Here is a 20,018-nt window from a genome sequence, read left to right on the forward strand (position 1 = left end):
CGCTATCAATCTCTTTTTTTAGCACCTAGAAACAGAACTGCACAACCGAATTAAACTAAATTTGCATATCAGTTCAACCATTACAACTCTTAGACAAAAAAAACCGTCTAACGTGACAACAGAAAAACCTCACATCATATTAGTTGCCTAGCTATTAATAACTTTTGGAGCGGGTAGCGGGAATCGAACCCGCATATTCAGCTTGGAAGGCTGCTGCTCTACCATTGAGCTATACCCGCAACCATGTACTAACTCTCCTTCGATGAATGGTGGAGGGGGTTGGATTCGAACCAACGTAGCATACGCAACGGATTTACAGTCCGCCCCCTTTAACCACTCGGGCACCCCTCCATTACATCGGCAAAGTTGTACAATAAGGCATCACCACAATACTTTGATCACTCATTCAATTCAATAGGTTGCGGGGCGGTTATGACGATTACTATCGCCTCTGTCAACAGAATAAATATGATTCTGTACAAATTTCCTGCTAATAATTTTAAATCACAGCTTTTTTCTATCTTTTTTTGCTATGAATACGCTATAAATAAGCTATGAAAGAAGAAATATCAAAAAATTCTCATTATGCTCGTTTGCGTCGCCGATATCGTAATACAAAAGGCTCCCATTCTCGCTCGGACACCTATCTGAAAAAGAAAGCTGTTTTCCCGCAACAAGAGAAAATTCATCTTTATGGCATCCATTCGGTTCACGCTGCTTTAAAAAACCCAAAGAGAATTTTTGGGCATCTCTATGTTACAGAAAATGCCTTAAAACGATTGAATATACCCGAATCAGATTTACCTTGTCCTATTACATTATGTTTACCCAAACAACTTGATGCACTCGTTGGAAGTGATGCAGTTCATCAAGGTGTTGTTGTGGAAACTGCTCCCCTCAAACCATGCCAATTGCCTGAACTCATCAATACCGATCTTGTCATCATAATGGATCAAATTACCGATCCCCATAATGTCGGTGCTATTATGCGCTCTGCTGTTGCATTTAAAGCTGAAGCTCTTATTACCACTTATCGCCACTCACCCCAAGAAAGCGGAGTTCTCGCTAAAGCCGCATCTGGAGCTTTAGAACTGATTAATTATATCACCGTGCGAAACCTTGCCGAAACACTCCAAGAACTTCATAAAGCAGGTTTTATGAGCTTTGGACTCGATTCAGAAGGTGAAATTCCTTTAGAAACAGCATTAACAGGAAATAAAATTGCTCTTGTTGTAGGAGCAGAGGGAAAAGGACTCCGTAAAAAAACACGAGAAACCGTTTGTGCATTAACGCGTCTTGATATGCCTGGAAATATTAAATCACTCAATGTTTCAAACGCAGCAACAATAGCGCTTTATGCAACGCATAAGTATCTTAGATCGTAGTGTTACATTTTTTTGGCGAAACATCAAAAAAACCAATCAACAAAAAGCCCGCAAAAAAACCACCAATATGAGCCTCCCACGCTATTGAAATACCATCTCCTTCAAACAGAAGAGAGGAAATGCCTATAATAAAATCAACACCCAGCCATATGCTGACATAAACAAGTACACCCTTTGAACAAAGAGCCTGTTTGAGAGATAATAAGGAACCTAAAAATCTTTCATTGTGTGTATTGCTTCCTAAATAGATCAGAGGAAAACCATAACGCACAATAGCACCCATCATCCCAGACACTGCACCCGATGCACCAACAAGCGGTACCACGCTCTCTTGATGAAAGACAAAATAAGTCAAAGCAGCTATCATTGCTGTTGTTGCCCAAAAAATCAAAAAGCGTATCCCGCCAATCTGTCTTACCAAAGGAGACCCAAAAATTAAAAGCCAAACCATGTTAAGAGTGACATGTCTCACACTACCATGCATGAATGAATAACTCATCATGGTATAAAAAAATGTTAAAGGCTCTGTTTTAAATACTACGGGGATAAATGAAAAAAATCCAAGACTTTTAATATAGAGCTGATCAGAAAAAAAATACTGGTGAACAAAATAAATACAAAAACAAAGCGCTATCAAAACGACTATAGTGAATGGAACATTCAACAATGGTTCTCTAGGTTGTTTGGGCAAAAAGGGAGTATTTCTAAATTGATGATCAATATTTTTCATTATAAAAACCTAATTGAATAAATCTCATACTCTCTGAAGAAGAGCTCGTTGCGCGAAACATCTTTTTATTGATCGTAAGAGATTTTTAAACTTGGTACCTTCTTCGTTTCCCGTTTCTAAACGTTAAATATCTCTTTGTAAAAATACTTGTATCTTAAATATAAGATATCTTAAAAGAACTGGATATGAAGAGTATTATCTACAAAATTCCGTACCATACTAAATGAAATGGAATCGTTTAAGATATCTGAAGCTTTTATGGGCTTAAGAAATCTTTTATTTCTCAATCGAAAAAACTCTCTCCATCCATTGGTGATGTCTTTATATAGTATAACAATCTAATAATTCACCAATTTGATAGCGAGCCCCCTCATAAAAACCGATATAAAGGTGAGATAGACACCTTGCCAATGAAATACAAAAATATCAACAAGCCTTTACCTTCAATATCTAAACACTATAGCTTCAAAAGTCATCGCGAGAAAATATTCATTAATTTGAAACTTGATTTCAATACATTATTTGTAAAATAAAGCTTCTTGAAGTAGTGCAGCCTTTATTAAGATTGCTTACAATCTTTTAACCAAACATCGTAAATAGGATGCTCTACAGCATTCAAGCCAGGACTATCTGCAAACATCCATCCTGTAAAAATACGCCGTATTTTTTTATCTAATGTTACCTCATTGACTTCAATAAATCCGGTTGTACGAGTTGGCTCATCCTTAGAACTCGTATAACATGCCCGCGGCATCACCTGCAAAGCACCATATCGATAAACCTTACCAAGCGAAACCTCAAAACGCGTAGTCCGACCCGTAATTTTATCAAGACCTGCAAAAACAGCAATGCCATTGCTAATACGTTCAGCCTGTACTCCACCAGCAGAGAACATAACTACGATAATTTCCATGAATAAAAGACAAAAAAAGCGCCTCAATCCTAACACTAAAAAAACTCTCATCACTTCAAATGAATCACATCTAAAAAACAATTCTAACCATAAGATAGCGCAAAATAAGAAAAATACACACACATCAAAATATTTTACTGTTTAGGTGACCATGCATCATAATCTTCATGCACACAAGGACGTTTTCCACTGTAAGTGATCGCCCCCTTTGGTCGATAAGCTTCATTTGTCCCTGTCATATTCGCAACATGAGGCTTTTCCCATTCATACGCTTTATAATTCTCCTGCGGAGGTGGACACTCACAACGATGATGAATCCAGCCATGCCACCCTGGTGGAATAGTAGAAGCTTCGGAATAACCTTTATAAATGACCCAACGGCGTGGATATCCATCTTTATGAATGCCGCCCTCATAATAAATATTCCCAAACTGATCTTCCCCTATACGCTTACCTTTCCACCATGTAAAAAAGCGCGTATTTATGGTATTTCCGTTCCACCATGTAAAGATTTGCTTCAAGAAACTAGCCATCTTCTCTTTCATCTCTTCTAATATACCTACGAAATTAATCCTTAGAACAAATATGTTATGACACTTTAAATGAATGGAAACAAAATCTTACTGGTAAAAACCGATTGCCTCTTCATTTGAGAGACACATTCATATTCCTTAACGACAAAACAGTCTATCTATGAGTTTTTCTCTCTTCTCTAAAACTTAATCCTCTAAGCCAAGTTTTACCCTAATCAATTCATTAACAGTTTGAGGATTTGCCTTTCCCCCCGTCACTTTCATGACTTGTCCAACAAACCAACCAGCTAAAGCAGGCTTTTGTTTTGCTTGCATCACTTTCTCAGGATTTTTGGCAATAATTTCATCAACGGCATGCTCAATAGCTTTTGTATCCGTTACCTGCTTCATATTGCGCTCTTCTACAATCTGACGCGGATCCCCACCCTCATTCCAAATAATCTCAAAAAGATCTTTGGCAATTTTTCCAGAGATTGTTCCTTCTTTGATAAGATCAATAATACCCCCTAATTGCTTTGGTGTCACCGGCGTCGCTTCAATCCCACGATTATCTTTGTTTAAAGCACCTAAAAGATCATTAATCACCCAATTGGCAACAATTTTTCCATCACGCCCCCGTGCTACTTCTTCAAAATAATCAGCAATGGCTTTTTCTGTCACAAGAATAGAAGCATCATACACTGTCAACCCCATCTCCTTGACAAAACGTGCTTTTATGTCATCCGGTAATTCCGGTAATTCCGCCGCCAAAGCATCAACAAAGGCCTGATCAAATTCCAACGGTAAAAGATCTGGATCAGGAAAATAACGATAGTCATGCGCTTCCTCCTTTGAGCGCATAGACCGCGTTTCACCTTTAGCGGCATCAAACAGTCGCGTTTCTTGATCTATTGTACCGCCATCTTCTAAAATTGCAATCTGACGACGTGCCTCATACTCTATCGCTTGCCCAATGAAACGAATAGAATTCACATTTTTAATTTCACAGCGTGTTCCAAAACTCTCACCAGGACGACGAACTGATACGTTAACATCCGCACGCATAGATCCTTCATCCATATTGCCATCGCAAGTCCCCAAATAACGAACAATTGTACGCAATTTAGTCATATAAGCTTTGGCTTCGTCTGATGAACGCATATCTGGTTTGGAAACAATTTCCATAAGAGCGATACCAGAACGATTGAGATCTACGAAAGACATTGTTGGATGTTGATCATGCATCGACTTTCCAGCATCCTGCTCAAGGTGTAATCTCTCAATCCCAATTTCAATGTCCTCAAACTGGCCATTCGAATCTGGACCAACAGATATCATAATCTTTCCCTCTCCTACAATTGGATAGTGAAATTGAGAAATTTGATATCCCTGCGGTAAATCTGGATAAAAATAATTCTTACGATCAAAAACAGATTTTAAATTAATCTTTGCCTTTAATCCCAAACCCGTTCGAACAGCTTGACACACACATTCTTGATTAAGTACAGGCAACATACCAGGCATAGCAGAATCAATAAGCGAAACATTATTATTTGGCTCAGCACCAAATTTTGTTGACGCACCTGAAAAAAGTTTTGAATTTGATATGATTTGTGCATGAACTTCCATGCCAATTATGACTTCCCAATCACCTGTAACACCAGAAATGAAACGTTTAGAATCAGGAGTGCGCGTATCAACGATATCCATTGCCAATCCACTATCAATATTTCCGAATACATCTGATGGCTAATCTAAAATCACTCTGAGTGCAAGCTTAGAATATTGTTCTCATAAAAAAAGCCCGGTTTTACCGAGCTTTTTTTATGAATGTAAATATTAATCTTTTTTAGGCGCTTTCTTTTTCGCTGGAACCTTCTCAGTACCTTTTTCTTTTGTTTCAGATTTTTTCTTTACCGTTTTTTTTTCTATTAAATCTGTTTCGTCATCCTCTTTCATCAGCTCTTCAACTGACACTTCTTTATCTGTGACTTTTATTCTTGCTAACAAATGATCAATGACTTTTTCTTCAAAAATTGGAGCACGTAAATTTGCAACAGCCTCCGGAGTCTTACGGAAAAAATCCATAATCTCCTTCTCTTGTCCAGGATACTGGCGAACCTGATCAAAAACCGCTGCTTTTAGCTCATCTTCACTTACTTTAACACCAACCTTCATTCCAATTTCAGAAAGCACCAAACCTAAACGAACACGGCGCTGTGCAAGTACACGATATTCTTCTCGTGCCAGCTCCTCTGTAACACCTTCATCTTCAAAACTGCGCCCAGCCTTTTTTAAATCGTCATTAACCTGAGCCCATATATTATTAAATTCGATTTCTAAAAGCCCTTCAGGAATCTCAAAATTATAATCAGCATCTAAAGCATCAAGGATCTGACGCTTAATTTTTTGACGTGTCATTGAGCCATATTGACTTTCAATCTGTCCGCGGACAACTTCACGCAAGCGATCTAGAGATTCTAAACCAACTTTTTGCGCAGCCTCATCATCGATCTTTAGCGCATCAGGTTTAGAGACAACTTTAACAGTGATATCAAATTCTGCATCCTTACCAGCCAAATGCACTGCAGTGTAATTATCAGGAAATTTAACAGAAATTGTTTTAGCATCTCCTGCTTTCACACCAATCAATTGTTCCTCAAAACCAGGAATAAACTGTTTTGAGCCAAGAACTAATTGTGCATCACTATCTGCTCCCCCCTCAAATGGAACGCCCTCAAGCTTGCCAAGATAATCTATTGTAACACGATCTCCTTCTTCAGAAGGACCATCTTTTAGTGAATAATTACGTGTAGAAGAAAGGATACGCTCTACTTGATCATCAATCTCTTGTTCAGGAATAGCCGCAATTTCGCGGGTAATTTCAATATGTTCGAAATCTTTAATTTCAAATTTTGGCAAAACTTCATATTTTAAACGAAAAACAAAGTCAGCTCTACCGTCCAGAATTTGTTCATCTTCATCTATATCAATTTGCGGCTGCATTGCCGAACGTTCATTGCGATTAGCTAAAACAGAATGCGGCGCATCATTGACAATCTCATTGAGAATTTCCGCCATAAAGGACTTACCATACATTTTTCGTAGGTATCCAGCAGGAACCTTACCAGGACGAAAACCATTAAGCTTAATCTTACTCTTGGTATCATCTAACCGTTCATTTAACTTTTTTTCTAAATCTCGCGCTGGAACCACGATCTTAATTTCGCGCTTCAGTCCTTCATTAAGCGTCTCGGTAACCTGCATGAAACAACCTTTATTTTCTGAGGAGAGTGAATAAGCTCACTCTAATAATACTACCATTCTAACACTTGAGTGTTAAATCACCATGAAGCGGAATTCCAAACACATAAAAATTCTTAGTGCTCAGAACAATTCCTTTGGTGCGGATGGAGGGACTCGAACCCCCATGGTCTCCCGCCAGAACCTAAATCTGGTGCGTCTACCAATTTCGCCACATCCGCTCAAGCTTACAAGCCAATAACCTTATACAAGCGGCGTTTCTATAGCATTAATTAAAGAAAAAAAGCAAATAAATATATTAAAAAAAACAAATATGCATCATTCTTACAAAATTATAAAAAAATCTATGCTTCCCATATAGAAATGCTTCCGCTAAAAGTTAAGTTATGTCAAATACATTGAATACTCCAATTCATATCATCGGCGGTGGTCTAGCAGGCAGTGAAGCATGCTGGCAAATTGCTCAATCAGGAATCCCCGTTATTTTGCATGAAATGCGTCCTCATAAGAAATCTGAGGCCCATAAAACCGACAAGCTTGCAGAACTGGTCTGCTCAAATTCATTCCGTTCTGATGATTCATCAACAAATGCCGTAGGACTTTTACATACCGAAATGCGATTGGCAAAATCCCTTATTATGAAAGCCGCTGATGCCAACAAAGTTCCAGCTGGAAGCGCTCTTGCCGTTGACCGCGATGGTTTTTCCAAAGCTGTTACAGTCGCACTTGAAAATCACCCTCTTATAACAATAGAACGTGAAGAAATTCAAGAGTTCCCTGAAGATTGGCATCATATTATCATTGCAACAGGTCCTCTTACCTCACCAGCACTGACACAAGCAATACAAGCAATAACCGGAACAGAAGCGCTTTCTTTTTTTGATGCCATTGCTCCTATTATCTATACTGACAGTATTGATATGGATATTTGTTGGTATCAATCTCGCTATGACAAAATCGGACCAGAAGGAACGGGAAAAGATTACCTTAATTGTCCTCTTAATAGAGAACAATATGAGGACTTTATTCAAGCGTTAAAAAGTGCGGAAAAAACAAAATTCCGTGACTTTGAAAAAACTCCCTATTTTGATGGATGCCTACCAATTGAAATTATGGCTGAACGCGGGTTTGAAACCCTCAGACATGGTCCTATGAAACCTATGGGATTAACCAATACTCATAATCCCACAGTTAAACCCTATGCAGTCGTCCAATTACGCCAAGATAACAAGCTTGGAACCCTATATAATATGGTTGGTTTTCAAACAAAACTGAAATACGGAGAACAAATCCGTATTTTTAGAATGATCCCTGGTCTTGAAAAGGCTGAATTTGCACGCCTTGGTGGTCTCCATCGCAATACCTATCTCAATTCCCCCATCATTCTTGATCAAACACTTCGTTTAAAACAAAAAAACCAACTGCGTTTTGCAGGACAAATCACGGGATGTGAAGGTTATGTCGAATCATCCGCCATAGGGCTTCTTGCTGGGCGTTTTGCCGCTGCAGAATATCACAATAACTGCCCTTGCCTACCACCATTAACCACAGCATTTGGAGCCCTTTTAAACCATATTACGGGAGGACATATCGTAGACAAAGAAGAAAAAAAGCAATCCTTTCAACCAATGAATATCAATTTTGGACTTTTCCCCCCTGTCAAGCCTATGAAGCACTTAGGAAAGCGCTTACCAAGCAAAGAAAAAAAAATAGCAAAAAAACAAGCACTAACGGCCAGAGCTCTTAATGATTGTATACAATGGTTAGCAAATAAAGAGCAAAACAGCTCTTTTCTATGAAAAACGCACTCTCTGTTCAATATATCTCAATGACTTTCATAGCAAATCATTCTAAATGACTTTTTATGATACTGACTATCATACTTAATAAACATCGCACTCCAGTCTATTATTTATGAAACACTATCAAAAATCTTAAAAAACTTCTTTATTGTAAAGGAAACCCATACTACCGTAAAAATTAAAATATATTCCAATTATTTAAGATAACGAATAATATAAAATATCTCATCTCAAATAAGACAATTAAACATATACCAAACTCTCACGAGAATGACTTGTTTATCGCTTACATTGTCACTCTAATATATTGATTATAATAATAACCTATCGTTTTGCATATTAAATTGAGAGTTCAAGATAATATAAATTTCACGCATTTATAACCTAATCATGATAAATTAAAGCCCTCCCCTTGCACATCACAAACGGGATTATCATGTGAGTAAAAAACTTGAAGAATGGAGCAACAATGCCTCCAACAAACTGCTTCAATGCAAGAGTTATTGCAACATAGGGAGCTAAAAAATACAATGATAGTACTCACTTACTCCTTGATAAGCGTAAAGATAGTGAAACCCAACAGCTTTTGCGTTATATTATTCATATTATTTTCGGATAGGTATCATTGCATAATGGGCTTGAAAGTATTGAGAATGTTTCTTTAAAACAGCCCATAAATTTGCAACACAAAACTAAACTCTAAAATTTTTAAAAAGCACTAAATAACCTTAAAGTAAATACATACTATAACTACCCACGTAAATAAGCACGCAAAAAACCTCTAAAAAAACCCGATTTTATTTATAAGCGGGTTTTTTTAGGGCTATTCAAATTACTTTTTATTAACAGCTTCTTTAAGACTTTTTCCTGCAGAAAATTTAGGCACAGAACGTGCTGGAATATTAATTTCAGCACCCGTTGAAGGATTCCGTCCCTTTGTAGCAGCACGATGAGAAACTTCAAAAGAACCAAAACCTGGAAGACGAACATCTCCTCCTGAAGCCAAAGCTTCTGTTACAGAAGCTATAAAAGCGTCGACAACAGAGCCAGCTTGCGCTTTCGAAACACCCGCTTTTTCAGCAACGGAGCTAACCAATTCACTTTTATTCATGGAACATTTCCTTTCCTACATTACCGAATAACACAACTTAATCGTGTTATTGAACAGTTTATTGAAAAGTACAGCAAACTGAAGCCTTATTTTTATACAAAGCATTGTTTTTTTAGCAATAATCACAGTTATTCACGGAATTTTTTACTTTTTTTCAAAATAAATAGAAAAACAACTACAAAAATACCTTCTGCTGCTTTTAAAATGCTATTTCAAATGGGATAAATGAATCAGTGTGCAATTTGTATTCCCTCACTGTCACTCTCTGCCCTAAGAGGAACAGGCACCGTAGAAGGCTCTGTCCATTCAATAGGTTCAGGAAAACGAACCAAAGCGTGCTTAAGAACTTCACTCACATGATTTACCGGAATAATTTCCATATTATTTTTGACATCATCGGGAATATCAACCAAATCTTTTGCATTCTCTTCAGGGATAAGTACTTTTTTTATTCCTCCTCGAAGAGCTGCCAATAATTTTTCTTTTAAGCCTCCAATCGGTAAAACACGCCCACGTAAAGTAATTTCACCAGTCATTGCTATATCTTTATGTACTGCTATCCCTGTGAGGACTGAAACAATTGCCGTTACCATCGCAACCCCTGCTGATGGCCCATCTTTAGGTGTAGCACCCTCTGGAACATGAACATGAATATCACGTTTATCAAAAAGTGGAGGTTCAATACCAAAATCAACTGCACGAAAACGCACATAAGATGCGGCTGCTGAAATTGATTCTTTCATAATATCACGTAAATTTCCAGTTACAGTCATTTTGCCTTTACCCGACATCATAACGCCTTCAATGGTCAAGAGCTCTCCACCAACTTCTGTCCACGCAAGGCCTGTCACAACACCAATTTGATTTTCTCCTTCAATCTGGTTGTAGTGATAACGTTTAACACCTAGGAAATCATCAATATTATCTTTTGTAATCTTTATGGATTTTTGGTGTGTTTTAAGAATTCTTGTCACTGATTTACGTGCGACTTTCATTAATTCGCGCTCAAGGTTACGAACTCCTGCTTCACGTGTGTAAAATTGAATAATTGACTTTATGGCGTCTTCAGAAACACTGAATTCTTTTTTAGTCAAACAATGATCTTTCAATGCTTTTGGTAAAAGATGCTGTTTAACTATCTCTATTTTCTCACACTCAGTATAGCCCGCAATACGAATAATTTCCATTCTATCCAATAACGGCCCTGGAATATTAAGCGTATTTGCAGTTGTAATAAACATGACATCAGAAAGATCGTATTCTACTTCTAAATAGTGATCAATAAATGTACCATTTTGTTCAGGATCAAGTACTTCCAATAAAGCTGATGAAGGATCTCCACGAAAGTCTTGCCCCATTTTATCAATTTCATCAAGTAAAAAAAGCGGATTCGATTTTTTAGCTTTTTTCATAGATTGAATAATTTTTCCGGGCATAGAGCCAATATATGTCCGGCGATGCCCGCGAATTTCCGCTTCATCCCGCACTCCTCCTAAGGAAATGCGAACATATTCACGCCCCGTCGCTTTTGCAATAGAGCGCGCTAGTGATGTTTTTCCGACACCCGGAGGTCCCAATAAACAAATAATAGGACCTTTTATCTTCGATGCACGACTTTGTACCGCTAAATATTCGATAATGCGCTCCTTGACTTTTTCAAGACCAAAATGCTCATTATTCATAACTTTTTCAGCAAAGTCTAAATTGTTTTTAATCTTCGATTTTTTGCCCCAAGGCATTGCTAATAGCCAATCAAGATAGTTACGTACAACTGTCGCCTCTGCAGACATAGGGGACATATTCCGTAATTTTCTCAATTCTGCTCCAGCTTTTTCGTGCGCTTCCTTCGAAAGTTTTGTTTTCTTGATGCGTTCTTCTAATTCAGAAAGCTCATCACGGCTATCATCACCCGCTCCCAACTCTTTCTGAATAGCCTTCATCTGCTCATTGAGATAATATTCTCGTTGGTTTTTTTCCATTTGCCGTTTAACATGTGAACGGATACGCTTTTCAACCTGTAAAACAGAAATTTCTCCTTCCATGAAAGAAAGAACACGTTCAAGGCGACGACGTATAGGTAATAACTCTAATATCTCCTGCTTTTCTGAAAGTTTAATCATTAAGTGAGAAGCAATAGTATCAGCAAGCTTAGAAGGATTATCAATCTGTCCAATAGCATTGACAACTTCAGGAGAAATTTTTTTATTAAGTTTTACATAATTTTCAAAATACGAGATTACTGACCTTGAAAGAGCTTCAATCTCAACACCATTCTCTCTAGATTCTTCTGTAGCAAAAGCATAGGCCTGATGATAATCCTCATTCGCAGCAAACTGGCTAATTTTTGCACGTGCTGTGCCTTCAACCAAAACCTTTACAGTTCCATCAGGAAGCTTTAAAAGTTGAAGGATATTCGCAAACGTACCAATATCATAGATATCCTCTGATTTTGGATCATCATCAGAAGCATTTTTTTGTGTGACTAAAAGTATTTGTTTGTCAACCGCCATTGTTTCTTCAAGAGCACGAATCGATTTCTCTCGACCCACAAAAAGCGGAACAATCATATGTGGGAAAACAACAATATCACGAAGAGGTAAAACAGCATAAAACCCCTCTCTTACTTCATCTGTCTTTTCATCAATATATTGCATAACTCTCCTTTCTGGAGCCTATAATCTACCCACTACACAAACCCACCCTTAGAAACCTCAACTTTCCACAATACATGAAGTGGTAACTGCGAACATATAAATCAAGCATTATGACTATAATATTCAGAAACATCCATCCTCAAATAGTTTTTATTACCACTTATCACACGACATCATGCCGATACATTTTCTTTATCTTCTACACGTTCTGAGTAAATGTAAAGAGGACGTGCTTTTTCATCAACCACATCACTTGAAATGACCACTTTTTGAACACCTTCAAGAGACGGTAGTTCAAACATCGTTTCAAGAAGTATTTTTTCCATAATAGAACGTAAACCACGCGCACCAGTTTTACGCTCAATCGCCTTCTTAGCAATAACCCGTAAAGCATCTTCATGAAATGCTAACTCAACATTTTCCATCTCGAAAAGACGCTGATATTGCTTCACCAACGCATTTTTAGGTTGTGATAAAATTTGAACAAGGGCATGAACATCCAAATCCTCCAAGGTGGCTACAATAGGAAGACGCCCAATAAACTCTGGTATCAAACCAAACTTTATAAGATCTTCAGGCTCTAAATCACGGAAGATTTCACCTACACAACGTTCATCAGGTGCCTTAACGGTAGCAGAAAAACCAATAGAAGTTTTCTCACCACGTCCTGAAATAATCCGTTCTAAACCAGCAAAAGCCCCCCCACAAATGAATAAAATATTTGTTGTATCAACCTGCAAGAACTCTTGTTGTGGATGCTTACGACCACCTTGAGGAGGAACAGAAGCAATCGTTCCTTCCATAATTTTTAACAATGCTTGCTGAACACCCTCCCCCGAAACATCCCTTGTAATAGAAGGATTTTCAGCTTTGCGAGAAATCTTATCGACCTCATCAATATAAACAATACCACGCTGCGCACGTTCAACATTATAATCAGCAGCTTGAAGAAGCTTTAGAATAATATTTTCAACATCTTCACCGACATAGCCTGCTTCAGTTAAAGTGGTTGCATCTGCCATCGTAAAAGGCACATCAATAATACGCGCCAGCGTTTGTGCTAGATAAGTTTTACCACATCCCGTTGGACCAACAAGAAGAATATTTGATTTTGCCAACTCAATATCATTGCTCTTAGACTGATGCGCAAGTCGTTTATAATGATTATGGACAGCAACAGAAAGAACACGCTTTGCATGTTGTTGACCAATGACGTAATCATCAAGAACTGTTATAATTTCCTGTGGAGTAGGAACACCATCACGTGCCTTAATCCCAGAAGATTTATTTTCTTCACGAATAATATCCATACAAAGCTCTACGCATTCATCACAAATGAATACAGTAGGCCCTGCGATAAGCTTACGCACCTCATGCTGACTTTTGCCGCAGAACGAGCAATAGAGAGTATTTTTTGATTCGCCCCCACTATTGCCAATTTTGCTCATTTTTCTTTCCTTTCACCACAGTATATGAATACTTCGTCTTTTCAAAGGAAGCTTTTCATAACAAAAATTAAAAGACATATAAAAACTGCGTTTCATAATATCTTTAGGTATTTTTCCTTATATTTCACGATACTCTTACAAAGCTCTCTTTTTAAAGTAGTTCTTTTTTCTATAAAAACTCTTAATCTTTTTCTTCTTTTTCAGTTTCTACTCGATATTGTATAACATCATCAACTAAACCAAATTGCTTGGCCTCTTCCGCCGTCATAAAATGATCACGATCAAGAGTCCTCTCAATAACTTCATAACCCTGACCTGTGTGTTGAACATAAATTTCATTTAAACGCCGTTTCATCTTTATAATATCTTGTGCATGCCGTTCAATATCTGAAGCTTGACCTTGAAAACCACCAGATGGCTGATGCACCATAATACGTGCATTTGGTAATGTAAAACGGTGACCTTTTGCTCCAGCCGTTAAAAGTAATGATCCCATAGATGCAGCCTGCCCCATACAAAGTGTAGAAACAGGCGGGCGAATAAACTGCATAGTATCATAAATTGCCATACCAGACGTCACAACACCACCAGGTGAATTGATATAAAGACTAATTTCTTTCTTAGGATTTTCGGCTTCCAAGAAAAGCAGTTGTGCACAAACAAGCATCGCCATATTATCTTCAACAGGACCATTAATAAAAATAATTCGTTCTTTTAAAAGACGAGAAAAGATATCATAGGCCCGCTCACCACGATTAGTCTGTTCAATAACCATAGGCACAAGGCTTAAAGCTGTTTTCATTGGATCACTCATGTTTTTACTTTCTGTTCATATAACAATCGCTCTTTACGCATTCAATGTATTTTCCATAGGCTAATATCTTACAAAAGTCACCATTAATGCTCTTCAAGCAAGGTTAAAATCCCAGTGGTTAAAATAGTAATAATAACTCTATCTAAACAAATCGCGCCCATCAGGTATGCGAGACACTGCCCAATGGTAAAAGTTTTCCTTCTGAGCTCTTTGAATAGTCTTTATCTTTCTGTGAATATGAAATCCTATTAAACATGAATCTGTAAGCAGTTTAACACCAAAAGCAGGGTCAAAGATATGTTCAGTTTTTTGCCTCATCCAATAATAAAAAATTTTCTTTTCCTTTGCTTCATGAAAAAAACATATCGTTTAGCTAATTGGAGAATACTACCATTGCCAAATATCATAACCCCAAGACTTCCGGGTAAAATTGGCATTTTTTCCTCTTTAACCAGAATAGTTTCCAAACACAACGTTTAAATCCAAGCCAATTGGGAATAATCTCTGTTCCTGCCCAATAATCTTCAAACACTTTTATAATAGGGTTATCGAATGGAAAATAAAGTACAGAAACACCTACTTTTTTTGCAAGCCAAATTTCATCCGCATCTGGATGAAATTGTTTAACGAGATAAACATTTTTATCTCACCAATCGCCTTGCCAATATTTCATCAGCATAACACGAAAAAAATCTGAAAATTGAACAAAAATTGAACAATTGTGCAACTCTTTTTACTATCAGAAAAAAATGCGGGAGAATTGATTCGGATTCGTGCTATTTAACATCAACTGGTAAATTTTCTATTTTATCATAGCAGAAAAGTTTAACGTGTTGTCCAGTTTTAATCGTTAAAAACAAAGATAGTCTATCAATCAGCCTTAATTGTCTCCCATATGGTGGTCTTGAATATTCGGTTGAGCTAAAAAAATAGTATTTTCGCTGCTACCACAGAGAATATTGACAATTCTTATGAATCAAAAGGTGTCTATTACCCCGAGACCATATTTAATCTTTGAAAACCTTCCAATTGATAGACAAATTAATACGTCACCTCATCCCTATAATTTAGATGCGTCTTGTAAAAGTGGCTATATGAGCGAAAATTTAATTATGATGTTTTCTTTATTGATCGGAGAGCCTTATTCAATTCAGTTTGAAGGCGGACATATAGTAAATAACCTAGTTCCTTTAAAGGATAATAAAAAAGATGATACAGGATTAGAATCTGAAGTTGAGTGAGGTTTTCATATAGAAAATGCTGCACTAAAATTTATAAGTGGTTTTAATTTATCTTCTAAAGGGATATTTTTATCTGGTGTTCGCAATGATGTTAATGGTCCGTTGTTGAGAATATCTGATGCACGTCTCACTTTAAAACTTTTAAGTGAGGAGAATGTGCGTAGCTTAAGGGATAATTTATATATTGGGAAAAACGATTGCCATGCAAACAATTGTTGCCATTGGCGAACCATACCCATATACTGATTATTTAAAAAAAATTTTCACCGGCGTATTATGCTGCATTGCTGTTGCAAGCTCTTGAATATTCATCTAGATTGAAGTGTCACTGGAAATACATACGACAAGTGCATACTGTCATAGCGCCACGGCTATGTGCATTCGTACGCAATCCTGTATTGCCATAAAGAGAGAGCAGATTCTGGTACTTCTTGGTCGAATTGGTTAGGTCTACAAAATTACCTTCTAGAAATTTTTGATACCCCGCAATAAATCCCTCTACCAAAAAGGAATCACTCTGTGGAAAGACCAAAATATAGTGAGAATCCTTCTTGTTATCAGCCAATTGAACCGCATTACGCGCTGCGTCATCTGGTGTCGTCAAAATACCATTGAGGAAAATATGAACCAGACCATCAAAGCTTTTTTTAAATGCTGTTCTTCCTCTGGCTTTAAATAATAATATAGTGGCTGTAATTCTCCATTACTGTCTTTTATATATTTTCCATTTTCATCGGTTAAATAAAGTACATTACCATCTTTATCGTGCTCATCAGTAGCCAAATAATGTTCTTTGTACAACATGTTTAGAAAGCCCTGACAGCGATTTCAAATCATTCTTCCAATAATCCTATTGAACCCTGGCGCATTACCATAGCTATATTTTCCAGTTTTGCTACATCCAGCGGCACTACAGCTTGATGGGCTGCTGCGGTGTTGCGGTTGAGAGAGGCGATAATTTGTCCAGCGTCTTGCCCCATCGCCCTTTGGTTTTTCGAATGCAATATCTGCATATTCAGATGTTTCGGTGATAACCGGCGTGCTATCGGCTTCGTTTTTGAGGGTGGTAGTCTGGATATTCAAGTTTCCACCGGCTTGAATAAAACCTGCTTTGTTGACAAGCGAAAGGCTCTTGCCCATGCCCTCTGCATTGCTGAACAACAAATCCCCCTCTGCCATAATGGCACCAAAATCATTCAACACTGCGCCATCAACTTGTAAAGCACCATTGCCCTTCACATAGATTAAACCTGTTTTGCTGTTGGTGACATCGCCCGTAACGTTAAAGATTAAATCCTGTCCCGATGCCAATTGACCGCTATTCTCTAAACGGCCCGTTTTGATCACAAAATCGCGCGCCGCTAAAACCGATGTAGTCTCATCCACCATAACGCCTGGAGCAACAAAGAGAATATCTCTTGTCCCGCCTTCATCCCTTATGGCACGTAAAAGAGCATGGGTACTGTTAAAATCCAATCCCCCATAAATCAATGTGCTCCCAGAAACATCAATATGATCCCCCTGCAAAAACAGCGTTTGCGGCGTGTAAATATGAGAACGATCATTGCTTAAATCGAGGGTTGTTGCCGTCAATCGCACATCCCCCTTAACAGACAGCACATTCTCAACACTAATCCCTCCAGACTCCGACGTCAGGGTCGCTGTACCATAGCCCATAACATGATCATAATAAATATCGTTGCCAGCAAAAAGATCAATATTCTCACCACTAACAATCTGCCCAACGGTTATCCCTTCGCGCGCTGTCACCGCAAAAGAGCCTTTATCACGCAAAACAATCTCCCCACTCCCCGTCGATTGGGCAAAATCAACAGCTGTTATAACGGTTCCAGCAGCCAAACTGCCAACAGTTAAAATGGCATCATCGCCCGTCATCAAAGAGGCAAAATCAACCGCTCCACCCTCAATCCTAGCCTTGCCATAGGCTAAAAGCTGTCCAAAATGAACAGGAGCATTGCTGTTTGGTTGCCCATGGATGAATACATCGTGATGCGACAAGATCGTTTGAGAAACAAAAAGCCCATCATGCGAAACCAGTCGCACATCTCCTGCCCCATAAATATTGGCGGCATGAATGCTTCCTCCCACACTTTCGAGCGCAACATCCCCTTGAGCACCAAGAACAACAACACCCGCAGCACCCGTGGACTCCATATCAACACCACCAGCTAAAAAACCCGCCTTAATATTTCCACCAGCCTGTGCTTTGAGAGCCCCTTGGACTAAAACAATCCCATCAATGTTGAGATCGCCCCCTGTCGCAAAGGTCAAATCCGCTCCAGAGCCAACTTGAGAAACTTTCATAGCATCCCGTGAAGACAGCTGCATATTGCCCCCAGAGGTCGCTTTGCCTGAAATCGATAAAACCCCACCTTGCGCATCGGCTCTCAAATGACCATCCGCTCCAACTTTTTCTAACGTGACATCCTTGGAAGCGGAAATCTCAACATCCTTTTTCGAGGTGATGCTTTTTGCCAAAACGCTCTTGCTCTTTGATTTCAGGACAACACCGCCATGACCAAAAACATTCTTCAAGGAAATTCTCCCGTCCGCAGAAAGCTGCAATTGCCCCGCATTCGTCGCCATATCATGACGCATCCGAACGCCAACACCTTGTTCTGTCGCTACAAGTTTAATGCGATCCCCCTGTAAGGCACCCAACGCAGAACCATCTATCGCATATTCCGGTTTGCCCGTAATATCCGTGAGGTCTTTCATTTGACGGGAAGCATAATCAAAGTAACCCTTTCGAGAACATCGTCATATCTGATAGAAAAAGTCTTCTCATAAAATTGAGACAATTATGATAAACTATAGAGGAAATGATTATTCTCCTCAATGAATTCGCCTAAATAATCATTGGAAATTAAGAGAGCATCACGCGTCCTTGACCTCAAAAATAAGTGCTTTACTTTTGTCATATGATCAGAAGTATTCTGTAAGATATGAAATCTGAAGAGAATTTTGCTTATGGTTCATAGTTGAGGGAAAAGAGAACTTCATGAAAAAAAATTATGTTCAATTAATTTCAAGAGCAGCAGTATGGTCCCCTCGCTTTGGTGGATTGGCATTCTTTATTTTATTATTTTCAGTGTTTTTACAGCGTTTTTCTGTAATCCATGTCATCGACTTTATAATTTTAACTGTCATTTCTGCTTGCTGTATTGCTGTTTCTCTTTTTCTTGCATTCAAAGCACTTTACAGTTTATGGGTGTTTGGCGCTCTGGGGGGAATGAAAGCTTTAAAAGGAATCATTTATTCCTTGATTACTGCCATACCATTGGTACTATTTCTTTGGGGATGGTTTACTTTGCCAGCTCTTCATGATGTTTCTACTGATACACAAAATCCACCAGCTTTTTTTCGCACCATACGTCCAAGCGATGCTTTGCCGCTCAAAAGTGTTTTGACTGAACAAGCCACATTACAGATGTCGGCATGGCCAGAAATGTCGGGACGTCGTTATGATGGCTCACCCGATCGTATTCGCAATTCGGTTCTGAATGTCTTAGCTGCTCATGATTGGCCTATTGTCGCACAACGAGAATTCAAAGGAAAAGAAGATGAAATTTATATTGAAACAATGGCAAAGACTTTTTACCTTGGTTTTATTTCGGATATTGTCATTCGTTTAACCAGTGAAGGAGATACGACTTTTGTTGATATGCGTTCTGCTTCTCGTTATTTGCCTAGAGATTTTGGCACGAATGCTGCTTTTATTCTTGATTTTATGGATGCCCTTGATACAGAAGTCGCCCTACTCCCTCTTTCTGAAGATGATGAATAACAATCAAGAGAGATAAGGCATTTTATGTCCATAACAATTGCCTATTTTTCAATAAACATGATACATAAGCAAACAATCACTTTTCAAAAACTATAAACTGATAATCCTTATACAAAAGATAATAATCTCAAAACAACCCATGATTGAAATAATTAAAAAGATTTAAAATAGGAAATAAAAAACAGAATTCTTGATGATAATACCGATTTTAAAGTATCTACCCTAATGTAATCAGTAAACATTTTTTTAAAAATAAATAGTATATAAAAATAACAACTTATTTTTTATAAATAACTCTACAAATAGCAACTTATAATTATATTCTTAAAATAATAT

The 20,018-nt window shown here is 38.0% G+C and carries 15 protein-coding genes, 3 tRNA genes and 3 pseudogenes; 4 read left to right on the plus strand and 17 right to left on the minus strand.

The window, feature by feature from the left end; translation table 11 throughout:
* Nucleotides 1–165 precede the first annotated feature (165 nt).
* Both NPX99_RS03815 and NPX99_RS03820 read right to left on the minus strand, forming a co-directional pair.
* Nucleotides 166–239, minus strand: a tRNA-Gly gene (locus NPX99_RS03815).
* A gap of 28 nt (nt 240–267) precedes the next feature.
* Nucleotides 268–351, minus strand: a tRNA-Tyr gene (locus tag NPX99_RS03820).
* 203 nt (nt 352–554) lie between these two features.
* Between NPX99_RS03820 and NPX99_RS03825 the strand changes: the two genes are divergently transcribed.
* Nucleotides 555–1,385, plus strand: a complete 831-nt coding sequence (locus NPX99_RS03825) for a TrmH family RNA methyltransferase (protein ID WP_269030587.1) — start codon at nt 555–557, stop codon at nt 1,383–1,385.
* On the opposite strand, the gene NPX99_RS03830 is transcribed toward NPX99_RS03825, so the two are convergent.
* The 6 genes from NPX99_RS03830 to NPX99_RS03855 all read right to left on the minus strand — a co-directional run bounded on the left by NPX99_RS03830 (nt 1,375) and on the right by NPX99_RS03855 (nt 7,025).
* Nucleotides 1,375–2,115, minus strand: a complete 741-nt coding sequence (locus NPX99_RS03830; RefSeq protein WP_269030588.1) for a rhomboid family intramembrane serine protease — start codon at nt 2,113–2,115, stop codon at nt 1,375–1,377. The two genes, NPX99_RS03825 and NPX99_RS03830, sit on opposite strands and share 11 nt — an antisense overlap.
* 559 nt (nt 2,116–2,674) lie before the next feature.
* On the minus strand, nt 2,675–3,079 hold the full coding sequence (locus tag NPX99_RS03835) for a DUF2155 domain-containing protein (RefSeq protein WP_269030589.1): 405 nt from the start codon (nt 3,077–3,079) through the stop codon (nt 2,675–2,677).
* A gap of 83 nt (nt 3,080–3,162) precedes the next feature.
* A complete protein-coding gene (locus NPX99_RS03840; RefSeq protein WP_269030726.1) occupies nt 3,163–3,561 on the minus strand; it encodes an NADH:ubiquinone oxidoreductase subunit NDUFA12 in 399 nt (132 codons plus the stop codon).
* Between the two features lie 186 nt (nt 3,562–3,747).
* Nucleotides 3,748–5,250 (minus strand): Asp-tRNA(Asn)/Glu-tRNA(Gln) amidotransferase subunit GatB, encoded by a 1,503-nt coding sequence (gene gatB / locus NPX99_RS03845; protein WP_269030590.1) that lies wholly within the window; start codon nt 5,248–5,250, stop codon nt 3,748–3,750.
* Between the two features lie 129 nt (nt 5,251–5,379).
* Nucleotides 5,380–6,807 (minus strand): trigger factor, encoded by a 1,428-nt coding sequence (gene tig, locus NPX99_RS03850; protein ID WP_269030591.1) that lies wholly within the window; start codon nt 6,805–6,807, stop codon nt 5,380–5,382.
* A 135-nt stretch (nt 6,808–6,942) separates the two neighbouring features.
* A tRNA-Leu gene (locus NPX99_RS03855) sits at nt 6,943–7,025 on the minus strand.
* A 165-nt stretch (nt 7,026–7,190) separates the two neighbouring features.
* Between NPX99_RS03855 and trmFO the strand changes: the two genes are divergently transcribed.
* The gene (gene trmFO, locus NPX99_RS03860; RefSeq protein WP_269030592.1) at nt 7,191–8,603 is read left to right on the plus strand and encodes a methylenetetrahydrofolate--tRNA-(uracil(54)-C(5))-methyltransferase (FADH(2)-oxidizing) TrmFO; all 1,413 of its coding nucleotides are present in this window, start codon (nt 7,191–7,193) and stop codon (nt 8,601–8,603) included.
* 835 nt (nt 8,604–9,438) lie between these two features.
* Here the strand turns inward: trmFO and NPX99_RS03865 are convergent.
* From NPX99_RS03865 to NPX99_RS03885, 5 genes and pseudogenes are all read right to left on the minus strand, one after another.
* The gene (locus NPX99_RS03865; protein WP_074380782.1) at nt 9,439–9,717 is read right to left on the minus strand and encodes an HU family DNA-binding protein; all 279 of its coding nucleotides are present in this window, start codon (nt 9,715–9,717) and stop codon (nt 9,439–9,441) included.
* A 230-nt stretch (nt 9,718–9,947) separates the two neighbouring features.
* Nucleotides 9,948–12,371 carry an endopeptidase La gene (lon, locus tag NPX99_RS03870; RefSeq protein ID WP_269030593.1) on the minus strand — a complete coding sequence of 808 codons (2,424 nt, stop codon included), beginning with the start codon at nt 12,369–12,371 and terminating at the stop codon, nt 9,948–9,950.
* A gap of 173 nt (nt 12,372–12,544) precedes the next feature.
* Entirely contained in the window at nt 12,545–13,819 is a 1,275-nt protein-coding gene (clpX, locus tag NPX99_RS03875; protein WP_269030594.1) for an ATP-dependent Clp protease ATP-binding subunit ClpX, read from the minus strand.
* A 181-nt stretch (nt 13,820–14,000) separates the two neighbouring features.
* Nucleotides 14,001–14,633, minus strand: coding sequence for an ATP-dependent Clp endopeptidase proteolytic subunit ClpP (gene clpP, locus NPX99_RS03880; RefSeq protein ID WP_269030595.1), 633 nt, complete (start codon nt 14,631–14,633; stop codon nt 14,001–14,003).
* Between the two features lie 138 nt (nt 14,634–14,771).
* Nucleotides 14,772–15,511 (minus strand): annotated as a pseudogene (locus tag NPX99_RS03885) (hypothetical protein).
* Between the two features lie 93 nt (nt 15,512–15,604).
* Between NPX99_RS03885 and NPX99_RS03890 the strand changes: the two are divergent.
* A complete protein-coding gene (locus NPX99_RS03890) occupies nt 15,605–15,874 on the plus strand; it encodes a hypothetical protein (RefSeq protein WP_269030596.1) in 270 nt (89 codons plus the stop codon).
* 187 nt (nt 15,875–16,061) lie between these two features.
* On the opposite strand, the pseudogene NPX99_RS03895 reads toward NPX99_RS03890, so the two are convergent.
* From NPX99_RS03895 to NPX99_RS03910, 4 genes and pseudogenes are all read right to left on the minus strand, one after another.
* Nucleotides 16,062–16,225: pseudogene (locus NPX99_RS03895) on the minus strand (thiamine pyrophosphate-dependent enzyme); the annotation flags it as partial.
* Nucleotides 16,200–16,478 (minus strand): hypothetical protein, encoded by a 279-nt coding sequence (locus tag NPX99_RS03900; RefSeq protein WP_269030597.1) that lies wholly within the window; start codon nt 16,476–16,478, stop codon nt 16,200–16,202. The gene NPX99_RS03900 and the pseudogene NPX99_RS03895, both read right to left, overlap by 26 nt.
* Nucleotides 16,475–16,657, minus strand: a complete 183-nt coding sequence (locus NPX99_RS03905) for a hypothetical protein (protein WP_269030598.1) — start codon at nt 16,655–16,657, stop codon at nt 16,475–16,477. Before NPX99_RS03905 ends, NPX99_RS03900 begins: the two co-directional genes overlap by 4 nt.
* Before the next feature lie 198 nt (nt 16,658–16,855).
* Nucleotides 16,856–18,640, minus strand: a pseudogene (locus tag NPX99_RS03910) (hemagglutinin repeat-containing protein); the annotation flags it as partial.
* Nucleotides 18,641–18,896: 256 nt separating this feature from the next.
* On the opposite strand from NPX99_RS03910, the gene NPX99_RS03915 reads away from it, so the two are divergent.
* Complete coding sequence (locus NPX99_RS03915) at nt 18,897–19,682, plus strand: DUF1499 domain-containing protein (RefSeq protein WP_269030599.1); 786 nt, start codon at nt 18,897–18,899, stop codon at nt 19,680–19,682.
* The last annotated feature ends 336 nt before the right edge of the window (nt 19,683–20,018 follow it).

The organism is Bartonella sp. 220B (assembly GCF_026930205.1).
Classification (GTDB): domain Bacteria; phylum Pseudomonadota; class Alphaproteobacteria; order Rhizobiales; family Rhizobiaceae; genus Bartonella.

What these genes read in the sequence shown, in the direction of transcription:
- NPX99_RS03825 (WP_269030587.1), top strand. Translation starts at nt 555, where the DNA reads ATGAAAGAAGAAATATCAAAAAATTCTCATTATGCTCGTTTGCGTCGC.
- NPX99_RS03830 (WP_269030588.1), bottom strand. Translation starts at nt 2,115, where the DNA reads ATGAAAAATATTGATCATCAATTTAGAAATACTCCCTTTTTGCCCAAA.
- NPX99_RS03835 (WP_269030589.1), bottom strand. Translation starts at nt 3,079, where the DNA reads ATGAGAGTTTTTTTAGTGTTAGGATTGAGGCGCTTTTTTTGTCTTTTA.
- NPX99_RS03840 (WP_269030726.1), bottom strand. Translation starts at nt 3,561, where the DNA reads ATGGCTAGTTTCTTGAAGCAAATCTTTACATGGTGGAACGGAAATACC.
- gatB (WP_269030590.1), bottom strand. Translation starts at nt 5,250, where the DNA reads ATGGATATCGTTGATACGCGCACTCCTGATTCTAAACGTTTCATTTCT.
- tig (WP_269030591.1), bottom strand. Translation starts at nt 6,807, where the DNA reads ATGCAGGTTACCGAGACGCTTAATGAAGGACTGAAGCGCGAAATTAAG.
- trmFO (WP_269030592.1), top strand. Translation starts at nt 7,191, where the DNA reads ATGTCAAATACATTGAATACTCCAATTCATATCATCGGCGGTGGTCTA.
- NPX99_RS03865 (WP_074380782.1), bottom strand. Translation starts at nt 9,717, where the DNA reads ATGAATAAAAGTGAATTGGTTAGCTCCGTTGCTGAAAAAGCGGGTGTT.
- lon (WP_269030593.1), bottom strand. Translation starts at nt 12,371, where the DNA reads ATGCAATATATTGATGAAAAGACAGATGAAGTAAGAGAGGGGTTTTAT.
- clpX (WP_269030594.1), bottom strand. Translation starts at nt 13,819, where the DNA reads ATGAGCAAAATTGGCAATAGTGGGGGCGAATCAAAAAATACTCTCTAT.
- clpP (WP_269030595.1), bottom strand. Translation starts at nt 14,633, where the DNA reads ATGAGTGATCCAATGAAAACAGCTTTAAGCCTTGTGCCTATGGTTATT.
- NPX99_RS03890 (WP_269030596.1), top strand. Translation starts at nt 15,605, where the DNA reads ATGAATCAAAAGGTGTCTATTACCCCGAGACCATATTTAATCTTTGAA.
- NPX99_RS03915 (WP_269030599.1), top strand. Translation starts at nt 18,897, where the DNA reads ATGAAAAAAAATTATGTTCAATTAATTTCAAGAGCAGCAGTATGGTCC.